12 protein-coding genes and 1 pseudogene are annotated in these 19981 nt (G+C 69.1%); 6 read left to right on the top strand and 7 right to left on the bottom strand.

Annotation, left to right across the window (positions count from 1 at the left end; all coding sequences use genetic code 11):
• Positions 1-362: 362 nt before the first annotated feature.
• Positions 363-2954 (top strand): bifunctional aconitate hydratase 2/2-methylisocitrate dehydratase, encoded by a 2592-nt coding sequence (gene acnB, locus H4O13_06690; protein ID MBE5315074.1) that lies wholly within the window; start codon positions 363-365, stop codon positions 2952-2954.
• A 168-nt stretch (positions 2955-3122) separates the two neighbouring features.
• On the opposite strand, the gene H4O13_06685 is transcribed toward acnB, so the two are convergent.
• Positions 3123-4487 (bottom strand): HDOD domain-containing protein, encoded by a 1365-nt coding sequence (locus H4O13_06685; protein MBE5315073.1) that lies wholly within the window; start codon positions 4485-4487, stop codon positions 3123-3125.
• A 193-nt stretch (positions 4488-4680) separates the two neighbouring features.
• On the opposite strand from H4O13_06685, the gene H4O13_06680 reads away from it, so the two are divergent.
• Positions 4681-5181 (top strand): GNAT family N-acetyltransferase, encoded by a 501-nt coding sequence (locus tag H4O13_06680; GenBank protein MBE5315072.1) that lies wholly within the window; start codon positions 4681-4683, stop codon positions 5179-5181.
• 26 nt (positions 5182-5207) lie between these two features.
• On the opposite strand, the gene H4O13_06675 is transcribed toward H4O13_06680, so the two are convergent.
• Positions 5208-6005 (bottom strand): DUF2306 domain-containing protein, encoded by a 798-nt coding sequence (locus H4O13_06675; protein MBE5315071.1) that lies wholly within the window; start codon positions 6003-6005, stop codon positions 5208-5210.
• 185 nt (positions 6006-6190) lie between these two features.
• Here H4O13_06675 and H4O13_06670 point away from each other — a divergent pair, with 185 nt between their 5' ends.
• Positions 6191-7282: an AraC family transcriptional regulator gene (locus tag H4O13_06670; GenBank protein MBE5315070.1), complete on the top strand. Its 1092-nt coding sequence runs from the start codon at positions 6191-6193 to the stop codon at positions 7280-7282.
• Between the two features lie 64 nt (positions 7283-7346).
• On the opposite strand, the gene trmY is transcribed toward H4O13_06670, so the two are convergent.
• The gene (trmY, locus tag H4O13_06665) at positions 7347-7946 is read right to left on the bottom strand and encodes a tRNA (pseudouridine(54)-N(1))-methyltransferase TrmY (protein ID MBE5315069.1); all 600 of its coding nucleotides are present in this window, start codon (positions 7944-7946) and stop codon (positions 7347-7349) included.
• Between the two features lie 32 nt (positions 7947-7978).
• Complete coding sequence (locus H4O13_06660; protein ID MBE5315068.1) at positions 7979-9634, bottom strand: M28 family peptidase; 1656 nt, start codon at positions 9632-9634, stop codon at positions 7979-7981.
• A gap of 121 nt (positions 9635-9755) precedes the next feature.
• On the opposite strand from H4O13_06660, the gene H4O13_06655 reads away from it, so the two are divergent.
• Positions 9756-10136 carry a hypothetical protein gene (locus H4O13_06655; GenBank protein MBE5315067.1) on the top strand — a complete coding sequence of 127 codons (381 nt, stop codon included), beginning with the start codon at positions 9756-9758 and terminating at the stop codon, positions 10134-10136.
• 207 nt (positions 10137-10343) lie between these two features.
• Here the strand turns inward: H4O13_06655 and H4O13_06650 are convergent, their stop codons facing one another.
• Positions 10344-11117: a hypothetical protein gene (locus H4O13_06650; GenBank protein MBE5315066.1), complete on the bottom strand. Its 774-nt coding sequence runs from the start codon at positions 11115-11117 to the stop codon at positions 10344-10346.
• 204 nt (positions 11118-11321) lie between these two features.
• On the opposite strand from H4O13_06650, the gene katG reads away from it, so the two are divergent.
• A complete protein-coding gene (gene katG, locus H4O13_06645; protein ID MBE5315065.1) occupies positions 11322-13532 on the top strand; it encodes a catalase/peroxidase HPI in 2211 nt (736 codons plus the stop codon).
• A gap of 282 nt (positions 13533-13814) precedes the next feature.
• Here katG and H4O13_06640 read toward each other — a convergent pair.
• Both H4O13_06640 and H4O13_06635 read right to left on the bottom strand, forming a co-directional pair.
• Positions 13815-16972 (bottom strand): annotated as a pseudogene (locus tag H4O13_06640) (efflux RND transporter permease subunit).
• A 5-nt stretch (positions 16973-16977) separates the two neighbouring features.
• On the bottom strand, positions 16978-17940 hold the full coding sequence (locus H4O13_06635; protein MBE5315064.1) for an efflux RND transporter periplasmic adaptor subunit: 963 nt from the start codon (positions 17938-17940) through the stop codon (positions 16978-16980).
• Positions 17941-18338: 398 nt separating this feature from the next.
• On the opposite strand from H4O13_06635, the gene H4O13_06630 reads away from it, so the two are divergent.
• Positions 18339-19913 carry a leucyl aminopeptidase gene (locus H4O13_06630; GenBank protein ID MBE5315063.1) on the top strand — a complete coding sequence of 525 codons (1575 nt, stop codon included), beginning with the start codon at positions 18339-18341 and terminating at the stop codon, positions 19911-19913.
• The last annotated feature ends 68 nt before the right edge of the window (positions 19914-19981 follow it).

Below are 19981 nucleotides of genomic sequence, written 5' to 3'. Positions count from 1 at the left end.
CCTGCTTGCAGGCGACACGGCGATCGGCACGTGTCTGAGCAGCGGCAACCCCGAGCCCTGCGGCTGCGAGCAAGCTCGCAACTGCCCGGGCCGGCGGGTTTGGGAAATCCGCAGGAGCGCGGCTGAGCGCGGCGTCGCCCGCGCGAATCGCTTCCGCCGCTCAAGGAAACTCGTGCGGCTGCCGCAAAGTTGTATTGCCCCCATCGGCCCGGCGGGCGAAAATCTGCGGCCGTGAAGGCCGGCTTGCTCCGCCGAGCGCAGGTCCCCATCTTGGTCTTCACTTTCCACCGTGCGCTGCCACTGGCCGATCCGCGGCTGTGGCTGCGATGCGCGCGGCGTCCCATGCCTGAAGGACCTTCCCCATGCTCCAAGCCTATCGCCAACACGTTGCCGAGCGCGCCGCGCTGGGCATCCCGCCGCTGCCGCTGTCCGCCCAGCAGACCGCCGAGGTCATCGAGCTGCTGAAGGCGCCGCCGGCCGGTGAAGAGGCCTTCCTGCTGGAGCTGCTGAGCCACCGCGTACCGGCGGGTGTCGACGATGCGGCCAAGGTCAAGGCCAGCTATCTGGCGGCGATCGCCCACGGCACCGAGAGCAACCCCTTGATCAGCCGCGCCCGCGCCACCGAGCTGCTGGGCACCATGCTCGGTGGCTACAACGTGCACCCGCTGATCGAGCTGCTGGATGACGCCGCGGTCGCCGCGGTCGCCGCCGATGCCCTGAAGAACACCCTGCTGATCTTCGACGCCTTCCACGACATCGAAGAGAAGGCACGGGCCGGCAATGCCCATGCCCAGGCCGTACTGAACAGCTGGGCCAATGCCGAGTGGTTCACCTCGCGCCCTGAAGTGCCGCAGAGCCTGACGCTCACCGTGTTCAAGGTGCCGGGCGAAACCAATACCGACGATCTGTCGCCCGCGCCTGATGCGACCACGCGCCCGGACATCCCGATGCATGCGCTGGCGATGTTGAAGAACAAGCGCGAAGGCGCGGCCTTCGTGCCGGAAGAGGACGGCAAGCGCGGCCCGATCCAGGCCATTCTTGACCTCAAGGCCAAGGGCCATCTGGTCGCTTACGTCGGCGACGTGGTGGGCACCGGCTCATCGCGCAAGTCGGCCACCAACTCGGTGCTGTGGTTCACCGGCGAGGACATCCCCTACATCCCCAACAAGCGCTTCGGCGGCGTCTGCCTGGGCAGCAAGATCGCGCCGATCTTCTACAACACCATGGAAGACGCGGGCGCGCTGCCGATCGAGCTGGACGTCTCGAAGATGGAGCACGGCGACGTCATCGAACTGCAGCCTTATGCGGGCAAGGCACTGAAGAATGGCGAAGTGATCGCCGAGTTCGAAGTGAAGTCCGATGTCCTGTTCGACGAAGTGCGCGCCGGTGGCCGCATTCCGCTGATCATCGGCCGCGGCCTCACCGCCAAGGCGCGCGAGTCGCTGGGCCTGCCGGCCTCGACCCTGTTCCGTCTGCCGCAGGCGCCGGCCGACAGCGGCAAGGGCTACACCCTGGCCCAGAAGATGGTGGGCCGCGCCTGTGGCCTGCCCGAAGGCAAGGGCATCCGCCCCGGCACCTACTGCGAGCCGAAGATGACCACGGTGGGTTCGCAGGACACCACCGGCCCGATGACCCGCGACGAGCTGAAGGACCTCGCCTGCCTCGGCTTCTCGGCGGATCTGGTGATGCAGAGCTTCTGCCACACCGCGGCCTATCCCAAGCCCGTTGACGTCAAGACGCACCACACCCTGCCGGAGTTCATCTCCACCCGCGGCGGCGTGTCCCTGCGTCCCGGCGACGGCATCATCCACTCGTGGCTCAACCGCATGCTGCTGCCGGACACCGTCGGCACCGGCGGCGACAGCCATACCCGCTTCCCGATCGGCATCAGCTTCCCGGCCGGCTCGGGTCTGGTGGCGTTTGCCGCCGCCACCGGCGTGATGCCGCTGGACATGCCGGAATCCGTGCTGGTCCGCTTCAAGGGCCGCATGCAGCCGGGCGTCACCTTGCGCGATCTGGTGCATGCGATCCCGCTGTACGCCATCAAGGCCGGACTGCTGACGGTCGAGAAGAAGGGCAAGAAGAACATCTTCTCCGGCCGCATCCTCGAGATCGAAGGCCTGCCTGAACTGAAGATCGAGCAGGCGTTTGAACTGGCCGACGCCTCGGCCGAGCGCTCGGCCGCCGGCTGCACCGTGCGCCTAGACCAGGCGCCGATCATCGAGTACCTGAACTCGAACATCACCCTGCTGAAGTGGATGATCGCCGAGGGCTATCAGGACGCCCGCTCGCTGGCGCGCCGCATCAAGAAGATGGAGGAGTGGCTGGCCAACCCGCAGCTGCTGCAGCCGGATGCCGATGCCGAATACGCTGCCGTGATCGAGATCGATCTGGCCGAGATCGTTGAGCCGATCGTCTGCTGCCCGAACGATCCGGACGACGCCAAGACCCTGTCCGATGTTGCCGGCGCGCAGATCGACGAGGTCTTTATCGGCTCGTGCATGACCAACATCGGCCACTTCCGCGCCGCGGCCAAGCTGCTGGAGGGCAAGCGCGATATCCCGACCCGCCTGTGGGTGGCCCCGCCGACCAAGATGGACGCGGCCGAGCTGACCAAGGAAGGCCACTACGGCACCTTCGGCACGGCGGGCGCACGCATGGAGATGCCGGGCTGCTCGCTGTGCATGGGCAACCAGGCGCAGATTCGCGAGGGCGCCACGGCCATGTCGACCTCGACGCGCAATTTCCCCAATCGCCTGGGCCGCAACACCAACGTCTACCTGGGCTCGGCGGAGCTGGCTGCGATCTGTTCGCGCTTGGGTCGCATCCCGACCCGCGAGGAGTACATGGCGGACATCGGCGTGATCAACGCCAACGGCGATCAGATCTACCGCTACATGAACTTCGACCAGATCGAGGACTACGCCGAGGTGGCGAAGGCGGTCAACGCCTGAGTCGCGTCGCCGCGCGTACGGGCGAACGGCCGCATCGCCGTTCACCCGTCAGCATGAACACAAACGGCCGATGGAGTACTCCGTCGGCCGTTTGCGTTGATGGAGCCGGCAGCGGAAGGCGTCTCGGACCGTGGGCAGGCATGCGCCCGCGGCGGTCAGCGCCGCGCGCTACTCCTGGGTCACCTGCAGCGCCCAGCCTAGGGCCTCGACATGTGCAGCGCTGGCGGTCGCCGCATCGACGCCGCAGCGTAGTGCTGCGCGCTGGATCGCATCCGCATCGCTGCCCTCGCAGGCCACCGCCAGGGCGAGCAGCTCGGCCATTTCGCCTTCGCCGCGGGCGACCGCGGCTTCGATCTCGGGCGAGGGGGCGAGCTGGGCAAGCGCCAGCGGCATCGGCACCTGCAGCACTGCGTCGACCAGTGACAGCAGGCCGACCAGAAAGAGGGCGTCGCGCGCTTCAGTGGGTCGATCCGCACCCAGCTGTTCGAGCATGCGCGCGCGCACGAGGGCGGCTTCCAGCAGGGCGGACGCAGCGGGGTTCCGGCTGTCGGCGCCGTACAGCAGCAGGCTGAGCCAGCGATAGAGCTTTTCGCGGCCCAGCTGCAGTAAGGCGCGCTCGATGCTGGTGACCTCTTCGCGCAGCGCCATCGAAGCCGAGTTGATGTAGCGCATCAGGCGCAGCGAAAGCGCCGGATCCTGCTTCAGCACCTCGGCGATCTCGCGGGTGTCGACATCGCGGCGCAAGCGCGACAGCAGATCGGCGATGCGCGCCGCATTGGGGCCGAGTGCATTGCTGCTCCAGTCCTCGCGCCGGGTGACGAAGGGACCTTGGAACAGGCTCGCGCCCAGGTTGAAGCAGAGCGTGAACTCATCGTGGCTGGGCAGCTCTCTGGCCAGCCACTGCCGCTTGTGGTCGGCGCGCGCCAGCGCTTCGGAGAAGTCGCGCAGGCGCTTGGGGTCGGCCTGGTCGGCGCGGACGATCACGAAGTCGGCTTCCGCGAGCAGATAGGCCCCCGGGGCTTCCTGCGACATCGCGTTGACCGCGAACCGGTATCCGCGCCGGCGCAGCTCGCGCACCTGCTCGATCACTTCGGCGGGCGAGGGGCCATCCGGATCGGGCAAGGCCACCAGGGTCAACACGGCGTTTTCGGGCGGCAGCTCGATCAGGGCCTCGTGCCGAAGGAAGGAATCCGGCACCTCGAAGAATGCGAGTCGGTGGCCGAGCAGGCGGCCGACGTCGATCTTGATCAGATTGCGCACCAGCACTTCGGCGTACACGTGGTGGATGCGACGGCTACGGCTGACAAGGCGAGCGCGCGTGGCTTGATGGAGCAGGAAGTGATAGCCGGCGACCCGCTGGTCGCGGCCAAGGATGGTCTCGCGGCAGATGAAGCTCTCGCTGGCGGCGCCGTCCGTGTGCGGCTTGCCCTGTTCCCGCTTGATCGGTGCCTGTTGATTGAGCGCGGCGAAGGCCCGATCCGCCGGCTTGTCGGCGGTTGCGCCGCCAAAGAGACGCTTCAAGAAATTGAACATGCGGCTACCGCACTCCATGTGCTGCGGGCGGATGCGCGGGCGACGCGCATCCTCCGGTGGGAACGCGCTGCAGCATAGCCGGGCCGTCCCCGCTCGTACGGCCTTGGCACCTGCAGCGCCCAGTCGGTGCGCGGGGATGCAAGCTTCGCGCCGAGGCTTGTCTCACGCGCCGTCGCTGCGGCAAGCTGCGGGCATGCACATCCGACACAGCGAAGCCCGCGATATCGAAGCCATCCGCGCCCTCTACGCGCAGCCTTCGGTCTATGCCAACACCCTGCAGCTGCCGTTTCCCAGCGCCGAGCTCTGGCAGCAGCGCTTGGGTCGACTGCACACCCATTTCCACAGCCTGGTCGCCGAGGTGGATGGCCGTGTGCTTGGGCAGATTGGGGTCGAGCGCTTCGAGAATCCGCGGCGCGCGCATGTCGCCAATATCGGCCTGGGGGTGGATGAAGGGGCTCGCGGTCGCGGCGTTGGCCACGCGCTGATGAGCGGCGCCATCGAGTTGTGCTTTGGCTGGCTGGGCGTGCGCCGCATCGAGCTGGAGGTCTACACCGACAACGCCGCTGCACAGACGCTGTTCGCGCGCCACGGCTTTGTGCGCGAGGGCACGAGCCGGGGCTATGCGCTGCGCGGCGGCCGCTATGTCGACGTGCACCTGATGGCCCTGTACGCCGGCGCTCGCGACAGCGCTTGAGTGCGGCCTGGGTCAGGTTCGCCCGGCTACAGCCGGGGCGCCCACATGAACAGCCAGGCGGCGAGGCCGCCCGCTGCGGTCGCTAGGGCCGACAGGCCCAAAGCACCTGCGACGAGATAGCGAAAGCCGGCGCGCGGCGATGCCTGTGCCGCGAAGTACAGCTCAAGCAGGGCCAGCGGCAACAGCCAGCTCAGCACGCTGACCGCGAGGAAGACCGGGCCGTTGACATCGAGCCTGCCGCCGACGGCAGCCAGCGCCATGCCGGTCAGCACCATGCCGACCCGCAGGAACCACACGCCGTTGACGAGCAGAAAGGCGCGCAGCGCGTGGCGGCGGTGCGCGGTCAGGTCCCGGCTGCGGGCGGCGCGCCAGGCCAGCGCGAGGGCGATCAGGATCAGCACGCCGTTCGCGCTGGTCGAGAGTGCACTGCCCAGGTTGAGCTGGGAGCCACGTATCCAGGTCAGGTAGAAGCCGCTCAGCGTGGTGATGAACGCGCTGAGCATGAATATCCGTCCGTTCCAGCGGTGCAGCGCGGGCCAGCGCTGGCGCAGGGCCGGCAGCAGCTGGATCAGACCGGACAGGGTCATCAGCGCACCCAGCAGCAGATGCCCCAGCAGTTGAGTGTTGCCGAGCGTGTCGCCGGGCTGGTAGCCGGTGATATGCGGTTTGTCGTTGAGGCCCGGCAGGTCGCCTGCGACGAGGCGCGGCAGAACGAACGCCAAGACAAAGGCGGCAAAGGCCGTCTGGCCCGCGGCGGCCACGAGGAACCAGAGCCCGGCGGCGAGAGACAGAGCGCGTGAGCCCGCGGTGGGGGTGTAGGGCATGAGGGGCATCCAGAAGGGCGTGCGCTCAGCGTCCTGCAGTCGTCGGGGCGAGTCCTGTCGATTCGCGAATCGGCCAGCCGCATCGCGATGAGGCCACGCGCGGCAACCGGACGTTCAGACGCCCCGGCTTGCAAAGCGCAGCCGCGCTGCCCAGGCTTGGCGCGTCGAACCGCGGGAGTGCGCGCATGGAACGTGTCGAAGAGGTGTTTACCGGCCTCGTCGTGGCTTTGGCCCTGGCTTCGGTTCTGATCTTGCTGCGGCGCCCCCGGAAGTCCACCGCCGAGCTTCTGTTTGCAGTGTTCTGTGGCTCGCTTGCACTGAGTCTGCTCGGACCCGTGTGGAGCACGGCTCCGACCTGGGCGCTGCTTCTGCTGGCGGTCGGCGGGTGCGCGACCTGCAACGCCTACTGGCTGGTCGCGCGCGCGCTGTTTCGCGGCGAGGGCGGCGTCGGGCCCGCGCACCTTGCAGCGGCAGCCAGCGTGGCCGTGCTGATCGTGGCCTACCGCGCGCTGAAGACCGCGGGGGCCGGGGGCTTGGCCCTGTCGGTGCTGGGAGAGCTGCTGACGCTTGCCAGTTCGACCGTACTGGTGCTGGCCTTCGCCGAGGCGCTTCGAGGCTATCGCGCCGCAGCGGCAGCGGAGCGACGACTGCGCCTGGGCTTCATGGCCGTCTACGGTGGCTGTGTACTGCTGGGCACCCTGTCAGGCGCTCTGGCATCGAGCGAGCCCGCCTGGCTGTCGGCGCATCGCTTGGTCGTGCTCAGCTGCGCCCTGTCGATTCTGGTGTTCACCCACATCGCCCTGGAACTCCGGCGTCGCTCGCCGGAAAGGGCATCCCCTGTTGTATCGCCCGCACCCGCACCCGCACCGGCTGGGGTGATATGCCAGGAGTCGCAGGCGCTCGCGGTCGTTCTGGTCGCGGCCTTGGAGGTCGATCGCCTGTACCGCCAGCCCGAGCTGAAAGTCGCGGACCTCGCCGCCCATGTCGGCAGCAAGGAGCACCGCGTCAGCCGCGTAATCAATCAGGTGCTGGGTGCGGCCAACTTCAACCAGTGGGTGAACCGCTATCGCATCGAGCATGCCTGCCGCTTGCTGCAGCAACAGCCGCGACGCAGCGTGCTCGACATCAGCCTCGATGCTGGTTTCGGTTCACTGGGGCCCTTCAATCGTGCCTTCAAGGCAGCGATGGGCTGCACGCCCAGCGAATGGCGAGTGCGGGCCCGTCAGCCCGCGCCCCCGCGGTCGACGGCCGATGACAGCTTGGCCGCGGATGTCTGACGTGCGCGCTGCGATTCGAAAGCCGTAGCGATCCAGCGCGCCGCACGGGCCCGGCCGCCCAGGCTCAGCCTTCGCGATGGTCGAGCTCGCTGTGGATCAGCACCACGCACTGCGACGCGAACAGCATCTTCGGGCCCAGCGAGAGTTTCTCTGCGCCCAGACGCTCCAGCCCGCGGATCGCGTTCTTGGGCATCGGGATATGGTCGGTCAGCAGAAAGCAGGGGTTGACCGCGATGGCCCGCTCGCGGATCGGCGAGCCCCTGCGATCCAGCATGTACAGCGTGTGGTCTTCGGCCAGCCGCTGCACCAGCCTCTCGAAGCTGGTCGTGGCGACGCTGAGGCCTGGCTCGACGCCGCGCGTTTCGTCCTTGCCCATGCCGACGGAAGCGTCCAGCGCTTTGGCGATGCGCGCCAGCAGGCGGCGCTCATCGAAGCCGCCCAGGTCCTGCAGAGCGCTGGCCTCGAAGCGCAGCGTGCGCGAATAGTCGCGGGTGCTTTCAAGCACGAGGTAGACCACCACATCCGGCCGATGCGACTGCGCGACGAAGATCGCATTCATCAGCGCATGCGCAAGGATTTCGGTGTGCGCCTCGCGTCCGATGTTGGCCAGCAGGGCCTGACTGTCGGTGGGCGCGGCGCGGGCTCTGAGCACGAAGGTGCGCATGCGGCGGTTTCCGTTGGCGCGGGCGGGCGGGCTCAGCGCGAGGCGCGCTGCGCCTCGCTCTTGGCGCGTTCGGCGGCGAACTGGCTGGCGGCATCCCACTGCGGCCAGTCGCTGCTGCGGGCGAGGGAGTCGACCAGTCGATACACCGTCTGGGTGTCGAGCGTGGGGCCGCGCATGTCCCAGCTTTCGTCGTACTCGTCGGACGGCTGGTGGTAGCGCTCGGCGAAGTACCTGGCCCGCGCGGCCTTGCCGGCTTCGACGCCGCCCTCGATCAGATCGGTGCCGGGGCCGAGCGTCAGCGCCGGCACGCCGGCTTGGGCGAAGGCGAAGTGGTCGGCGCGGTAGAACAGGCCCGCCGCCAGATTCTCGTCGAGCGAGCGCGTCCGGCCGTCGATGGCCGCGGCTGCCTCCAGGCTGCGCTCCAGCGAGACCTTGCCCAGGCCCCAGGACGAAATGTCGCGGGTCGGGCCGTCGGGGCTCCACATCTCGATGTTGATCACGGCCGCCGTGGTGGCCAAGGGGCGCAGCGGTTGGGTGACGTAGTACTTGGCGCCCAGCAGGCCGCTTTCTTCCGCTGTGGGCGCGAGGAACAGCAGGCTGCGTTGGGGCCGTTCGCCGGCGGCGAACACGCGTGCAAGTTCGATCATCGAGGCCAGCGCGGTGGCGTTGTCGACCGCGCCGTTGATCAGCGTGTCGCCGCTGGTGTCGGCATTCGGGGTGATGCCGAAGTGGTCCCAGTGGCCCGAGACGATGACGGTTTCATCGGCGCGGCCTCCGCCGGGCAGAAGGCCCAGCACGTTGCGGCTGACGATACGGCTGTGTTCCACGTCGAAAGCGATGCTGAGCGCGGCCCCGTCCAGCGCGTGCGCCTTGAAGCCCGGCGCCTGCGCGGCTTTCTTGGCGGCTTCGAAGTCAAGACCCGCGGCAGCGAACAGCCGCTCGGCCGTGGCGCGCTGCATCCAGCCGCGCATCTTCAGATGGTAGCGCTCGGCATCGCTGCGCACGATGTCGAGCTGCGGCCCGTTGCGGCCGTTGCGCACGGTGGCCCAGGGATAGGCGGCTGGGGCGTCTTCGTGGACGATCAGCACGCCAGCGGCACCGCGGCGGGCGGCCTCCTCGTACTTGTAGGTCCAGCGGCCGTAGTAGGTCATGGCGCGACCACCGAAGCGGCCCTCGCCAGTCTCGAAGTCCGGATCGTTGACCAGCACCACCAGCAGCTTGCCGCGCACGTCAATGTCGCCGAAGTCGTCCCAGTCAAGCTCGGGCGCGTGTACGCCGTAGCCTGCGAACACCACCGGTACGCCCTTGAGGTCGACGCGCTCGGCCGGATGCAGGCTTTCGACGGCGATGTCTTCGCTGTTTGCCAGGGTCTGGATGGCGTCGCCAATCTCGAACTGCGCCTGGACGGCGCCTTTGATCTCGCTGCGCACCAAGGTGACGCGCTGCGTCCAGCCGCCGTCTTCGCCGCCGGGCTCGAGGCCGGCGTGCTCGAACTGCTCGGCCAGGTAGGCCACCGTCTTGTCCTCGCCCGGCGTGGCCGGCGCGCGGCCCTCGAACTCGTCGGAGGCCAGCACGCGGATGTGCTCGGCCAGCGCTCCGGCGTTGATACCGCCGCCCGGAAGCGGCTGGGCCTGAAGCGTGGTGGCGCCGAAAAGGCAGAGCAGCAGGGCGGCGTTTCGGGGGCGCATGGTCGATCCAGTCGAGATCCGGGGGCGCGAGCATAGCCAGCCCCCCGCGCTGGCGTCACTTGGCGGCGGCGCGGCGCCGGGTCGGCGCGTCGAGAAGCGCTGCGCGCGCGTGGCAGGGTTCTTGCCTGTCGTGCTGTCGCGCACGCCGGGCATCGGGCCCGAGCGGCGCCAGTTCGAGGGGTTTCCCATGCGTGGATGGCTGTGTGCGTTTGTTCTGCTGTTGGCCTCGCCGGCGGCCTTCGCCGAGTACCAGTTCCAGATCGAGAACAACAGCGGTCAGGACATCGTCGCCGTGGTCGTGTCCGAGGACGGCGAAGACTGGGGCGCATTTGACATCGGCGCAGGCATCCCCGCGGGCGTGACCGCGGATATGGTCTGGGCTTCCAGCACCGACGAAAGCGGCTGCGTGTGGTACTTCATGGCCGCGTTTGCCGATGGCAGCGACTCCGACGTGGTCGAGTTCGATTTCTGCGAGGACGAACTGGTCATCCAGTTCGAGTAAGCGCTTCGGCGTGCGACCGGGAACCGCCCGCGAGGCGGCCCCGGTCGTAGCGAGGGCGACGCTGGGCGCGCCTCGCGACGTTCGCTGCGTGGGGTCGCGGACTGTCGGGCGGTTCTGAGCCCTCGGCCTGTGCGCCGCGCAGTCTTCCCGCAGCGCGTCCCGGCAGCGCGCGGATTCCGCTCGCCGCGCACGGCTCGACGACCGGCCTCAATCGCCGAGAAAGCGCAGGCCATAGCTCAGGCTGGCGCTGTCGACGTAGCGCACCGATCCCTGCAGGCTCAGGCTGAGTCGCATGGGGGCGGCGAACAGGGCATCCGCTTGCGCCGCGCTGAAGCCGCGTCGGGCGATCAAGGCCTCGCGATCCAGCACGCCCTCAGTGCAGCTGTAGCCGTGGGTGGACTGGCTCGATATCCGCTCACCCGGGCTCAGGCTGCGCCTGTCCTGCAGTGGCGACTCCAGCGGCACCTGCATGCGTCCGCCATAGGGCCGACCGGTGCCCGGCTCCAGCAGGCCGGGGTCGCGCAGAGCGTCGCTTTCGATGACCAGCACGGGCGACACGCGGAAGAAGGCGCTCTGCACGCTCGCGCTCAGGTTGCTCATCGTGTAGCTCAAGCGCGGCGTCACCCACTCACAGACCAGGCTCCGCGCTGCGCCTGCGGGCAGCTGCAGGGCGCCCAGTTCGTCGAGGCTGAAGCTGCTGATCTGGCCGGGTACCGGATTGAGGTTGATGCAGCGCTCGCTTGCAGGCGTTCCGCTACAGCCGACGTCCAGCCGGACGGTGGCGGCGCGCAGCACCCCCAGCCATCGGACAGGCGCACCGATCTGCGCTTGGGGCCCGGCGGCCTGCCGGAGGCTCTCCGCGCTTGGTGCCGGCGCATCACTTTCCGCTGGTGGCGCTGCGAAGGTCGGAGGCAGGGCACTCAAGCCCAGTGCGACCGCGGCCAGAAAGACGCGCGCGCAGCGGCGTCCGCAGACTGTCATGTCAGATTCCAGTGCAAGCGGGTGAAGGTGTGGCCAGTGTCGTGTCGTGTCCGCGCGTGCGCAAGCCCGGCGGCCGCAGGCGCCACCGTGGCGATAGCCAGGCTTGATCGCTGAGGTTCAGAGAATCGATTTAACGCCGGTTTCGCCAGTGCCTAGTCTTCACGCGGCTGTTCGCCGCATTCCCATGAACCCTTGGAGACTTCCATGCGTACCCAAAAACTGCTGACGCTCGCACTGGCCGCGGCACTCACAACCGCGGGCTGGAGCGGCACCGCTTTCGCCCAGCCCCCCAAGGACACGCAGGACTGGTGGCCGCAGCGCCTCGACCTGAGTCCGCTGCGCCAGCACGCGCAGACGTCCAACCCGATGGGCGCTGACTTCGACTACGCGGCCGCGTTCAATCGGCTCGACCTGGAAGCGGTCAAGGCCGACCTGAAGACCCTGATGACCACCTCGCAGGACTGGTGGCCGGCCGACTACGGCCACTACGGACCCTTCTTCATCCGCATGGCCTGGCACAGCGCCGGCACCTACCGCACCTTCGACGGCCGCGGCGGCGCCGACGGCGGGCAGATGCGCTTCGAGCCGCTCAACAGCTGGCCTGACAACGTCAATCTCGACCGCGCCCGCCGCCTGCTGTGGCCGGTCAAGCAGAAGTACGGCAGCGCGATCTCGTGGGCCGATCTGATGGTGCTGGCCGGCAACGTCGCGCTGGAGTCGATGGGCTTCAAGACCTTCGGCTTCGCCGGCGGCCGCGTCGACGACTGGGAAGGCGACATCACGTACTGGGGGCCGGAAAGCAAGTTTCTGGAGGACGCCCGCCATGCCGGTGACCGCAAGCTGCAGCGGCCGCTGGCGGCCACCCAGATGGGCCTGATCTACGTCAACCCGGAAGGCCCGAACGGCAAGCCCGATCCGCTGGCGGCCGCGCGCGACATCCGCGAGACCTTCGGCCGCATGGCGATGAACGACGAGGAGACCGTCGCCCTGATCGCTGGCGGCCACACCTTCGGCAAGGCCCACGGCGCACGCAAGCCCGAGGGCTGTCTTGAGGTCGAACCGGCCGGCGCGCCGATCGAGAATCAGGGCCTGGGCTGGAACAACAAGTGCGGCACGGGCAAGGGCGCGGACACCATCACCAGCGGCCTCGAAGGCGCATGGACGGTCAACCCGATCGCCTGGACCACCAACTACCTCGACAACCTGTTCGCCTTCGAGTGGGTGCAGACCCGCAGCCCGGCCGGTGCGATCCAGTGGATTCCGGCCGATGGCCAGGGCGCCAATCTGGTGCCGGATGCGCACGACAAGACCAAGCGGCACGCGCCGATCATGTTCACCACCGACCTTGCCCTGCGCGAGGACCCGGCCTATCGCGAGATCTCGCTGCGCTTCAAGAACAATCCCGAGCAGTTCGCCGATGCGTTTGCCCGCGCCTGGTTCAAGCTGACCCACCGCGACCTCGGCCCGCGCTCGCGCTACTTGGGCACGCTGGTGCCGCAGGAAGAATTGCTGTGGCAGGACCCCATCCCCAAGGTCGAGCACGCGCTGATCGACGCGCAGGACATCGCCGCGCTGAAGGCTGAGATCCTCGGCTCCGGCCTGAGCGTGCAGGCGCTGGTGCGCGCGGCCTGGTCGGCGGCAGCCAGCTACCGCGGCAGCGATCTGCGCGGTGGCGCCAACGGCGGCCGCGTGCGGCTGGCGCCGCAGAAGGACTGGGCGGCCAATTCGCCGGCCGAGCTGCAGAAGGTGCTGCAGACACTGGCCGGCATCCAGGCCGAGTTCAACCGCAAGGCCACCGGCGGCAAGCAGGTGTCGATCGCGGATCTCGTCGTGCTGGGCGGCGCGGCGGCGATCGAGCAGGCGGCGAAGGCCGCGGGCCACAGCCTGCAGGTGCCTTTCACTCCGGGTCGCGCGGATGCCGCGCAGGCGCAGACCGATGTCGAGTCTTTCGCAGCGATGGAGCCGGCGGCCGACGGCTTCCGCAACTACTTCAGCGAAGGCAGCGCGCTGTCGCCGGCCGAGGCGCTGGTCGATCGCGCCAACCTGCTGAATCTCAGCGTGCCCGAGATGACCGTACTGGTCGGCGGTCTGCGTGCACTCGACGCCAACACCGACGGCGCCAAGCACGGCGTGTTCACCGCGCGGCCCGGCGTGCTCAGCAACGACTTCTTCGTCAACCTCACCGACCTCTCGACGCAGTGGTCGAAGGCGTCGAACCAGCCGGGCCTGTACGAGGGCCGCGATCGTGCCAGCGGTGAACTGAAGTGGACGGCGACGCCGGTCGACCTGATCTTCGGCTCGCACTCCGAGCTGCGTGCGGTCGCTGAGGTCTATGCCGCCAGCGACGGCGGCGAGAAGTTCGCGCAGGACTTCGTCAAGGCCTGGAGCAAAGTGATGGAGCTGGGGCGCAGCTGAGCCGCGTCCGGTGTGACGATTCAGCGGTCGGGACAGGCAGCGGCGGCGCTTTTGCGCCGCCGCTTCCGTTGGCGTGACTTGGCCTGAGTTGCCTCATGCCACAGCCTGGGTCTCCGGCTTCTGCAGCGCGGGGCCGCCCTGGCAGGCTGTTGAAAAGCAGTCTGCCAGCCCGGCCAGGGAGGGCCGAGACCACGAAGCAAGCGCGTCAGTGATGGAGTGTCGTGGGGCGGTACGGACCTGCGCCGGACCGCCGACTTGAAAAGCTCCCCGGAAGGGATCTCTTCAACGAGCCGCCAAGCCTTGGCCGGGAAACCGCGCCAACACCAGCCGCAGCAGACAGGGCAGGAAGCTCAGCGTCACCAGGGTCGAGCACAGCAGGCCGGCCAGCACGACCACGCCCACGCCGCGATAGAGCTCGGTGCCCGCGCCGGGCACCAGCACCAGCGGGGCCAAGCCGAACACGGTGGTGAGCGTGGACATCAGGATCGGCCGCAGGCGCGCGCGCACGGCATCGAGAATGGCGGCGTCGAGCCCCATGCCGCGGTCGAGGTTGGTGCGCGTGCGATCCACCATCAGGATCGGATTGTTCACCACGGTGCCGAGCAGGATCAGAAACCCGAGCATGGTGATCATGTCGAAGGGCTGACTGAAGCCGCCCAGGCCCAGCGCCGCCGAGGCGCTGCCGGCAAGGTTGAGGGCGAGCAGACCGAGGATGCCGCCGGCCACGCCGGTGGGCACGGTCACCAGGATCAGCAGCGGGTAGCCCCAGTGGGTGAAGATCGCCACCAGCAGCAGATAGGACAGCAGAAGCGCCACAGCGAAGTTGCCGACCAGGGCCTCGCGGGTGGCGTCGAGCTGGTCGGCCGCGCCGCTCAAGTCGACGCTGACGCCCGGCGCGATGTCGCCGGCCGCGCGCGCGGCCGGCAGCAGTTCGTCCTGGACGCGCTGCACGGCGGTTTCGAGCGCCACCGCGCGCGGAGGGATCACGAACAGCGTGACCGTGCGGCGGCCGTCGACGCGGCGCAGCGAGTCGCTGTCCACCGTTTCCACCAGATCCGCCAGCGCCGACAGCGGCAGCACTTCACCGCTGGGCGTCAGCACCGGCTGCTGCGGCAGGTCCTGCAGGGTCTGCCGATTGCCGGCGCCACTGAACACGAAGACATCGACCGGGCGGTCCTCGATCAGCATCTGATCGACAAAGGCGCCGTCCGACAGCGCCGCCACCGCGAAGCCGAAGCTGTTGGCATCGAAGCCCACCTCGGCGAGGCGCGCCCAGCGCGGACGTACCTCGACCAGCGCGGACGTACCTCGACCAGCGGCTGATCCAGCGACAGGGCCGAGGGCTCGCTGCTGAGCTGCGGGTTCTCGAACAGCGCGCCGGCGCGGCGCAGCAGCGCCTCGCCGGTGCGATACAGCCCGCCCATGTCGGTGCCGGAGAGTTCGATCGCCACCGCGCGAGTGCCGCCATCGTTGCTGGAGATGATCGAGCCGCGCGCGGAAAATGCGCGCATGCCCGGGTAGCTGCGGAACAGCTCACTGAGGCTGTCCATCATCGCCTGCAGCTGATCGCCGTCGACCGGCTCGCTGAGCACCATCAGGCTGCCGGCGCTCACGTTCATCGAGTAGTACTTGATCGGCGGGATCGGCAGCTCGCCGCGCTCGAATGCGGCCTGCTCGCCGTTGACCGCCGGGTTGATCTTGTCGCGGATCTCGGCGGCGATGCGCTCCATCTCGGCGAGGTTCTGGCCCGGCGGCGCGATCATGCGGGTAAAGGCCTTGGGCTCCTCGCCCTCGGGCAGGTACTCCGCTGGGGGCGCCAGGCCGATCACCACGCCGAGCGTGATCGCGACTGTCGCCAACACGCAGGCCAGCGCACGCCGAGGGGTCGCGATCAGCCAGGCGCTGGGCGCGGACAGGATGGGCGCATCGCCCGGCAGCGTGGCCTCGCTGCGCGCCGGCCGCGAGAAGCGCGCGCTGGCCGCGGGAATGATGCCGATCGCCACCAGCATCGAAGCGAGGATCGCCGTCGCGATCGCGATGCCGATGTCCGAGTAGAGCTGGCCGGCTTCCTGCTCCACAAACAGCACGGGGGCGAACACCAGGGCGGTGGTGAGCGTCGAGGCCAGCACCGCCGGCCACACCTCGCGCGCGCCTTCGACGGCCGCCTGCATCCGCGCCAGTCCGCGTCGGCGCGCGCTCTCGATCGCCTCCAGAACGACAATGGTGTTGTCCACCGTCATGCCGATCGCGAAGGCCACGCCGGCCAGCGAGATCACGTTGATCGTGCGGCCGGCCGCCATCAGCCCGAGGAAGGCCGCAAGCGTGCAGATCGGCAGCCCGATCATGGCCACCAGCGTGGTGCGCCAGCTGCGCAGGAAGTAGAGCATCACCGCCGAGGCCAACAGCGCGCCCAGCGCAAGATTGGTCCAGACGTTCTGGATCGAGTCGCGGACGTAGCGCACGTCGTCACTGAACAGGCGCAGGCTCAAGCCGTTCGGCGCGAGCAGATCGCGATTGATGCGCTCCACCTCCTGCAGCATCGCGTTCTTGATGGCGACGACGTTGGAGCCGGGCTCGCGCTGCACCGACAGGTTCAGCCGCAGCTGGCCGTCGGCGAAAGCGAGGCCGCGCAGCTCGAAATGGCTCAGTTCGATCTCGGCGACGTCGCGCAGGCGCACGATGGCGTCCCCCTCGCGGCGCAGGATCAGGTCCTGCAGCGCCTCCGCGTCGGCGACCTGGCCGACCGTGCGGACCAGATAGCGGCGCTTGCCGCTGTCGATGTCGCCACCGGAGCTGTCGCGGTTGCGTGCGCGAACGGCCTGACGCACGTCGTCGAGGCTCAGCCCGCGCTGGGCCAGGCGCGCAGGATCGACGCGGATCTGCACCTGCCGCTCGGCGCCGCCGCCCACGTTGATCTGCGAGACCCCGGGCACGCGCTCCATGCGCGGCCGCACCTCGTCCTCGACGAAGTCGCGCAGCATGTTGACGTCGAGGTTCAGCGGATTGCCGGGCAGGGGCGCCAGCGCATAGAACATGAAGGCGTTGTTGCTGAAGCTGCTGGTGAGCAGCTGCGGCGGATCGACGTTTTCCGGATAGCCCGAGACCTGCGACAGCGCATTGCTGGTGCGGATCAGGGCCTCGTTGATGTCGACGCCGAACGGAAACTCCAGCTCGATGCTGGCCTCACCGGTGCGTGCGTAGGACACCATGCGCTTCAGGTTCGGCACGCTGCGCAGGAAGCGCTCCTGCTCGATCAGGATTTCCTTTTCCACGTCCTGCGGGGTTGCGCCGGGCCAGCGCGTGAGCACGCTGACCGTGCGCACCTCGAGGTCGGGAATCATCTGCACGGGGATGCGCAGGGCGGCGACGACGCCCAGCACGCACAGAATCAGCACTGCCACGGTGACCAGTGTGCCGCGCTTGACCAGGGCTTCGAGCATGGTCCTCAGCCCTCGGCCGCGCGCGCTTGGATCGGCTGGCCGTCCTGCAGGCTTTCATTGCCGCGCACCACCACCTGCTCGCCCTCGCGCAGGCCTTCGCGGACTTCAACGCGCTGTCCGGACTCGCGGCCCAACTGCAGCGGTCGGCGCTGCGCGCGCAGCCCGCTCTCGGCTTCGCTCGCGACGAACACACTGTAGCCGCCGTCGGGATGCCGCAGCAGGGCGTCGCGCGGAATGCTCAATGAGGCGCCGCCACTGAGACGGAAGTGCGCGCGCGCCGAGGTGCCGGGCAGCAGGGACACGGGGGTCTGCGCGGGCACCACCTGCAGCAGGAAGGTGCGCGCACCGCTGGCGCCGGACACCGGCACGCGTGCGTTGATGCGCGCGGCGATACGGGTGCCGGGCGCGGTGTCGGGCTCGATCTCGACCGGGGTCTCGGCATCGATGTCGGCGAAGCGCTCCTGCGGAATCTGCAGCTCAAGCCGCACGGCGTCCAGATCGACCAGCTGCAGCACCGGACTGGCGGGGGTGACCCACTCGCCGATGTCGACCAGGCGCGCCGCCACCACGCCCGCGAAGGGCGCGCGCAGCAGGTGCCGATCCAGATGCTCGCGCTGCGTGGCGAGCCGCGCGCGCGCCGCGCTCAAGGCGGCCTCGGCCTCGGCCAGCGCAGCCCGGCGTGCGCCGAGTTCGGTCTCCGGCAGGCTGCGCTGCGCAACCAGGGGCGCAGCTTCGTCCACACGACGCTGGGCCTCGTCGCGGGCGGCCGCTGCGGCGGCGGCCTCGGACTCCAGGGCTGCCATGCCGAGTCGCGCCAAGCGATCGTCGAGGCGCAGCAGCGCGGCGCCCGCCTCGACGCGCGCGCCGGCATCGACGTGAAGCTCGGCGATCAGGCCCTCGATGCGCGGCGACAGTTGGGCGTCGTTCACTGCGCGCAGGCTGCCGGGCAGGCTGAGGGTTTCGCTCAAGGCGCTGCGCTCGACAGTGGCGAGCTCGACGACGGCCGGTGACTGCGCCCAGCTGGTCGCGGACCACAGCAAGGCCAGCAGGGCGGCCGTCAGACCGAGCCTTTGCGTCCTTTTCCGCTTGCATAAGGCGAGGTTCGAAGGGCAGGGGAAGTGGCTGCAGCGGGTGCCTGCGGGCGGAGAAAACATGGGCAATTTCCAGAGGCTTGAGCAGCAAAATGTCGGAGCCAGCGGGCGCCGGGGTTCAGCGCAGGCGGACAGGCGCGCGGCGGCGCAGGCTGTGGTCGAAGTTGTCGAGTACGCGTGAAAGATGGGCCTTCTGGGACATGCCGGGATCGCCGCGACTTTGCAGCGTTGGCGCGCGCTGCGGCGCATGCCCCTTTCCGATCACGGATGCCCTGATGTTCTCCCATCGACCTGCTGTCGCCCGCGTCTTGTTCGTCTGCTTTGCCAGCCTTGCCGCCTTCGCGGCCCAGGCCCAGCGCGCGCTCGATTTCGAGCCCTATGCCGTGCCGCGCGAGGGCGCGGTGGCCGTGACCCTGCCGCGCGATTCCGCGCCTGCCGGCGCCTTTGCGGAGGTCGACGCGATTGCCGAAGGCGCGCTCTCGCGGGCCGTGGCCAACGCCGGCTTCCTCGGCGATCGCGGCACCGTGCTGAACCTGCACGGCGTCGGCCCCTACACCCAGGTCATCGTGATCGGCACTGGTACCGATGCGGCGAGCCCACGCCTGCTGGAGGACGTCGGCGGGCTCGTCGGTCAGGCCGGTGTGCTGAGTGCGGCCTCGCGCATCGAGGTGCTGTGGCCGGAGGCCTCGCTGCCGGCCGCTGGCGCGCATCTGGCGCTGGGTGTCGAACTCGGTCAGTTCACCTTCCGCCAGTACCGCAGCCCCAAGCCCGGCCAGCCTGTGCTGGGGCAGGGCAGTGCAGTGCTGCGCACGGCCGATGCCGACGCCTCGCGTCGGGCCTGGGAGTCGCAATGGCGCGCGGTGGCCGAGGGCGTGCGCTTCGCCCGCGAGCTGGTCAGCGAGCCGGCCAATGTGATCTACCCCGAGAGCTTCGTCGAGCGTACGCGTGCGGCCTTCGCGGGCGCCGACAAGGTGCGCATCGACGTGCTCGACGAGAAGACCATGGCCGAGCTCGGCATGGGCGCGATGCTGGCGGTGGGACAGGGCAGCGCGCGCCCGCCGCGCCTGTTGGCCGTCCACTACGAGGGCGGGCGCCGCGGCGAGGCGCCGCTGGTCTTCGTCGGCAAGGGCATCACCTTCGACACCGGCGGTATCTCGATCAAGCCGGCGCAGGACATGTGGCGCATGAAGTACGACATGACCGGTGCGGCCAGCGTCACCGGCGCGGTGCTCGCGCTGGCGCGTCGCGGCGCGCCGGTGAATGCGGTGGCCATCGCCGCGCTCGCCGAGAACATGCCCTCGGGCACGGCGGCGCGACCTGGCGACGTGATCCGCACGCTGAGCGGGCAGACCTTCGAGATCATGAGCACCGACGCCGAAGGCCGCATGGTGCTGGTCGACGCGATCGCCTGGGCGCAGCGTGAGCTGAAGCCGCGCCTGCTGATCGACCTCGCCACCCTGACCGGCTCGCAGGTGACGGCGCTGGGCGATGAGTACGCGGGCCTGTTCAGCCGTCACGATGCGCTTGCCGCCCAGCTGCAGGCCGCGGGTGCGGCCAGCGGCGAAGAGGTCTGGCGCCTGCCGCTGCACCCGAGCTATGCCAAGGATCTGGAGTCGCCGATCGCCGACCTGCGCAACGGCGGCAGCAGCAGCCGAGCGGGCGCTGGCGTGGGGGCGTTCTTTATCGGCGCGTGGGTGGCGCCGGAGCTGCCTTGGGCGCATCTCGATATCGCCAGCATGGCCTGGCGCGACGATCCCGCGCTGCCGACCATGCCGCTGGGGGCAACGGGCTACGGGGTCCGCTTGCTGGATCGCTTCGTGCGCGACCACATCGAGGCCCAGCCGAACTGAAGCAAGGCGGATTCAATCCCTCCCGAAGGTGATGCGTGGTCGCGAGTCCGGCGTCGCCGGACTCGCTT

It is taken from the genome of Lysobacterales bacterium (genome assembly GCA_014946745.1).
In the GTDB taxonomy this organism is placed as follows: Bacteria; Pseudomonadota; Gammaproteobacteria; order Xanthomonadales; family Xanthomonadaceae; genus Aquimonas.
This window is presented reverse-complemented; position numbering and strand designations above follow the sequence as displayed.

Bases quoted from the DNA above. Each gene is read 5' to 3' on its own strand.
- acnB (MBE5315074.1), top strand. From the start codon at position 363: ATGCTCCAAGCCTATCGCCAACACGTTGCCGAGCGCGCCGCGCTGGGC.
- H4O13_06685 (MBE5315073.1), bottom strand. From the start codon at position 4,487: ATGTTCAATTTCTTGAAGCGTCTCTTTGGCGGCGCAACCGCCGACAAG.
- H4O13_06680 (MBE5315072.1), top strand. From the start codon at position 4,681: ATGCACATCCGACACAGCGAAGCCCGCGATATCGAAGCCATCCGCGCC.
- H4O13_06675 (MBE5315071.1), bottom strand. From the start codon at position 6,005: ATGCCCTACACCCCCACCGCGGGCTCACGCGCTCTGTCTCTCGCCGCC.
- H4O13_06670 (MBE5315070.1), top strand. From the start codon at position 6,191: ATGGAACGTGTCGAAGAGGTGTTTACCGGCCTCGTCGTGGCTTTGGCC.
- trmY (MBE5315069.1), bottom strand. From the start codon at position 7,946: ATGCGCACCTTCGTGCTCAGAGCCCGCGCCGCGCCCACCGACAGTCAG.
- H4O13_06660 (MBE5315068.1), bottom strand. From the start codon at position 9,634: ATGCGCCCCCGAAACGCCGCCCTGCTGCTCTGCCTTTTCGGCGCCACC.
- H4O13_06650 (MBE5315066.1), bottom strand. From the start codon at position 11,117: ATGACAGTCTGCGGACGCCGCTGCGCGCGCGTCTTTCTGGCCGCGGTC.
- katG (MBE5315065.1), top strand. From the start codon at position 11,322: ATGCGTACCCAAAAACTGCTGACGCTCGCACTGGCCGCGGCACTCACA.
- H4O13_06630 (MBE5315063.1), top strand. From the start codon at position 18,339: ATGTTCTCCCATCGACCTGCTGTCGCCCGCGTCTTGTTCGTCTGCTTT.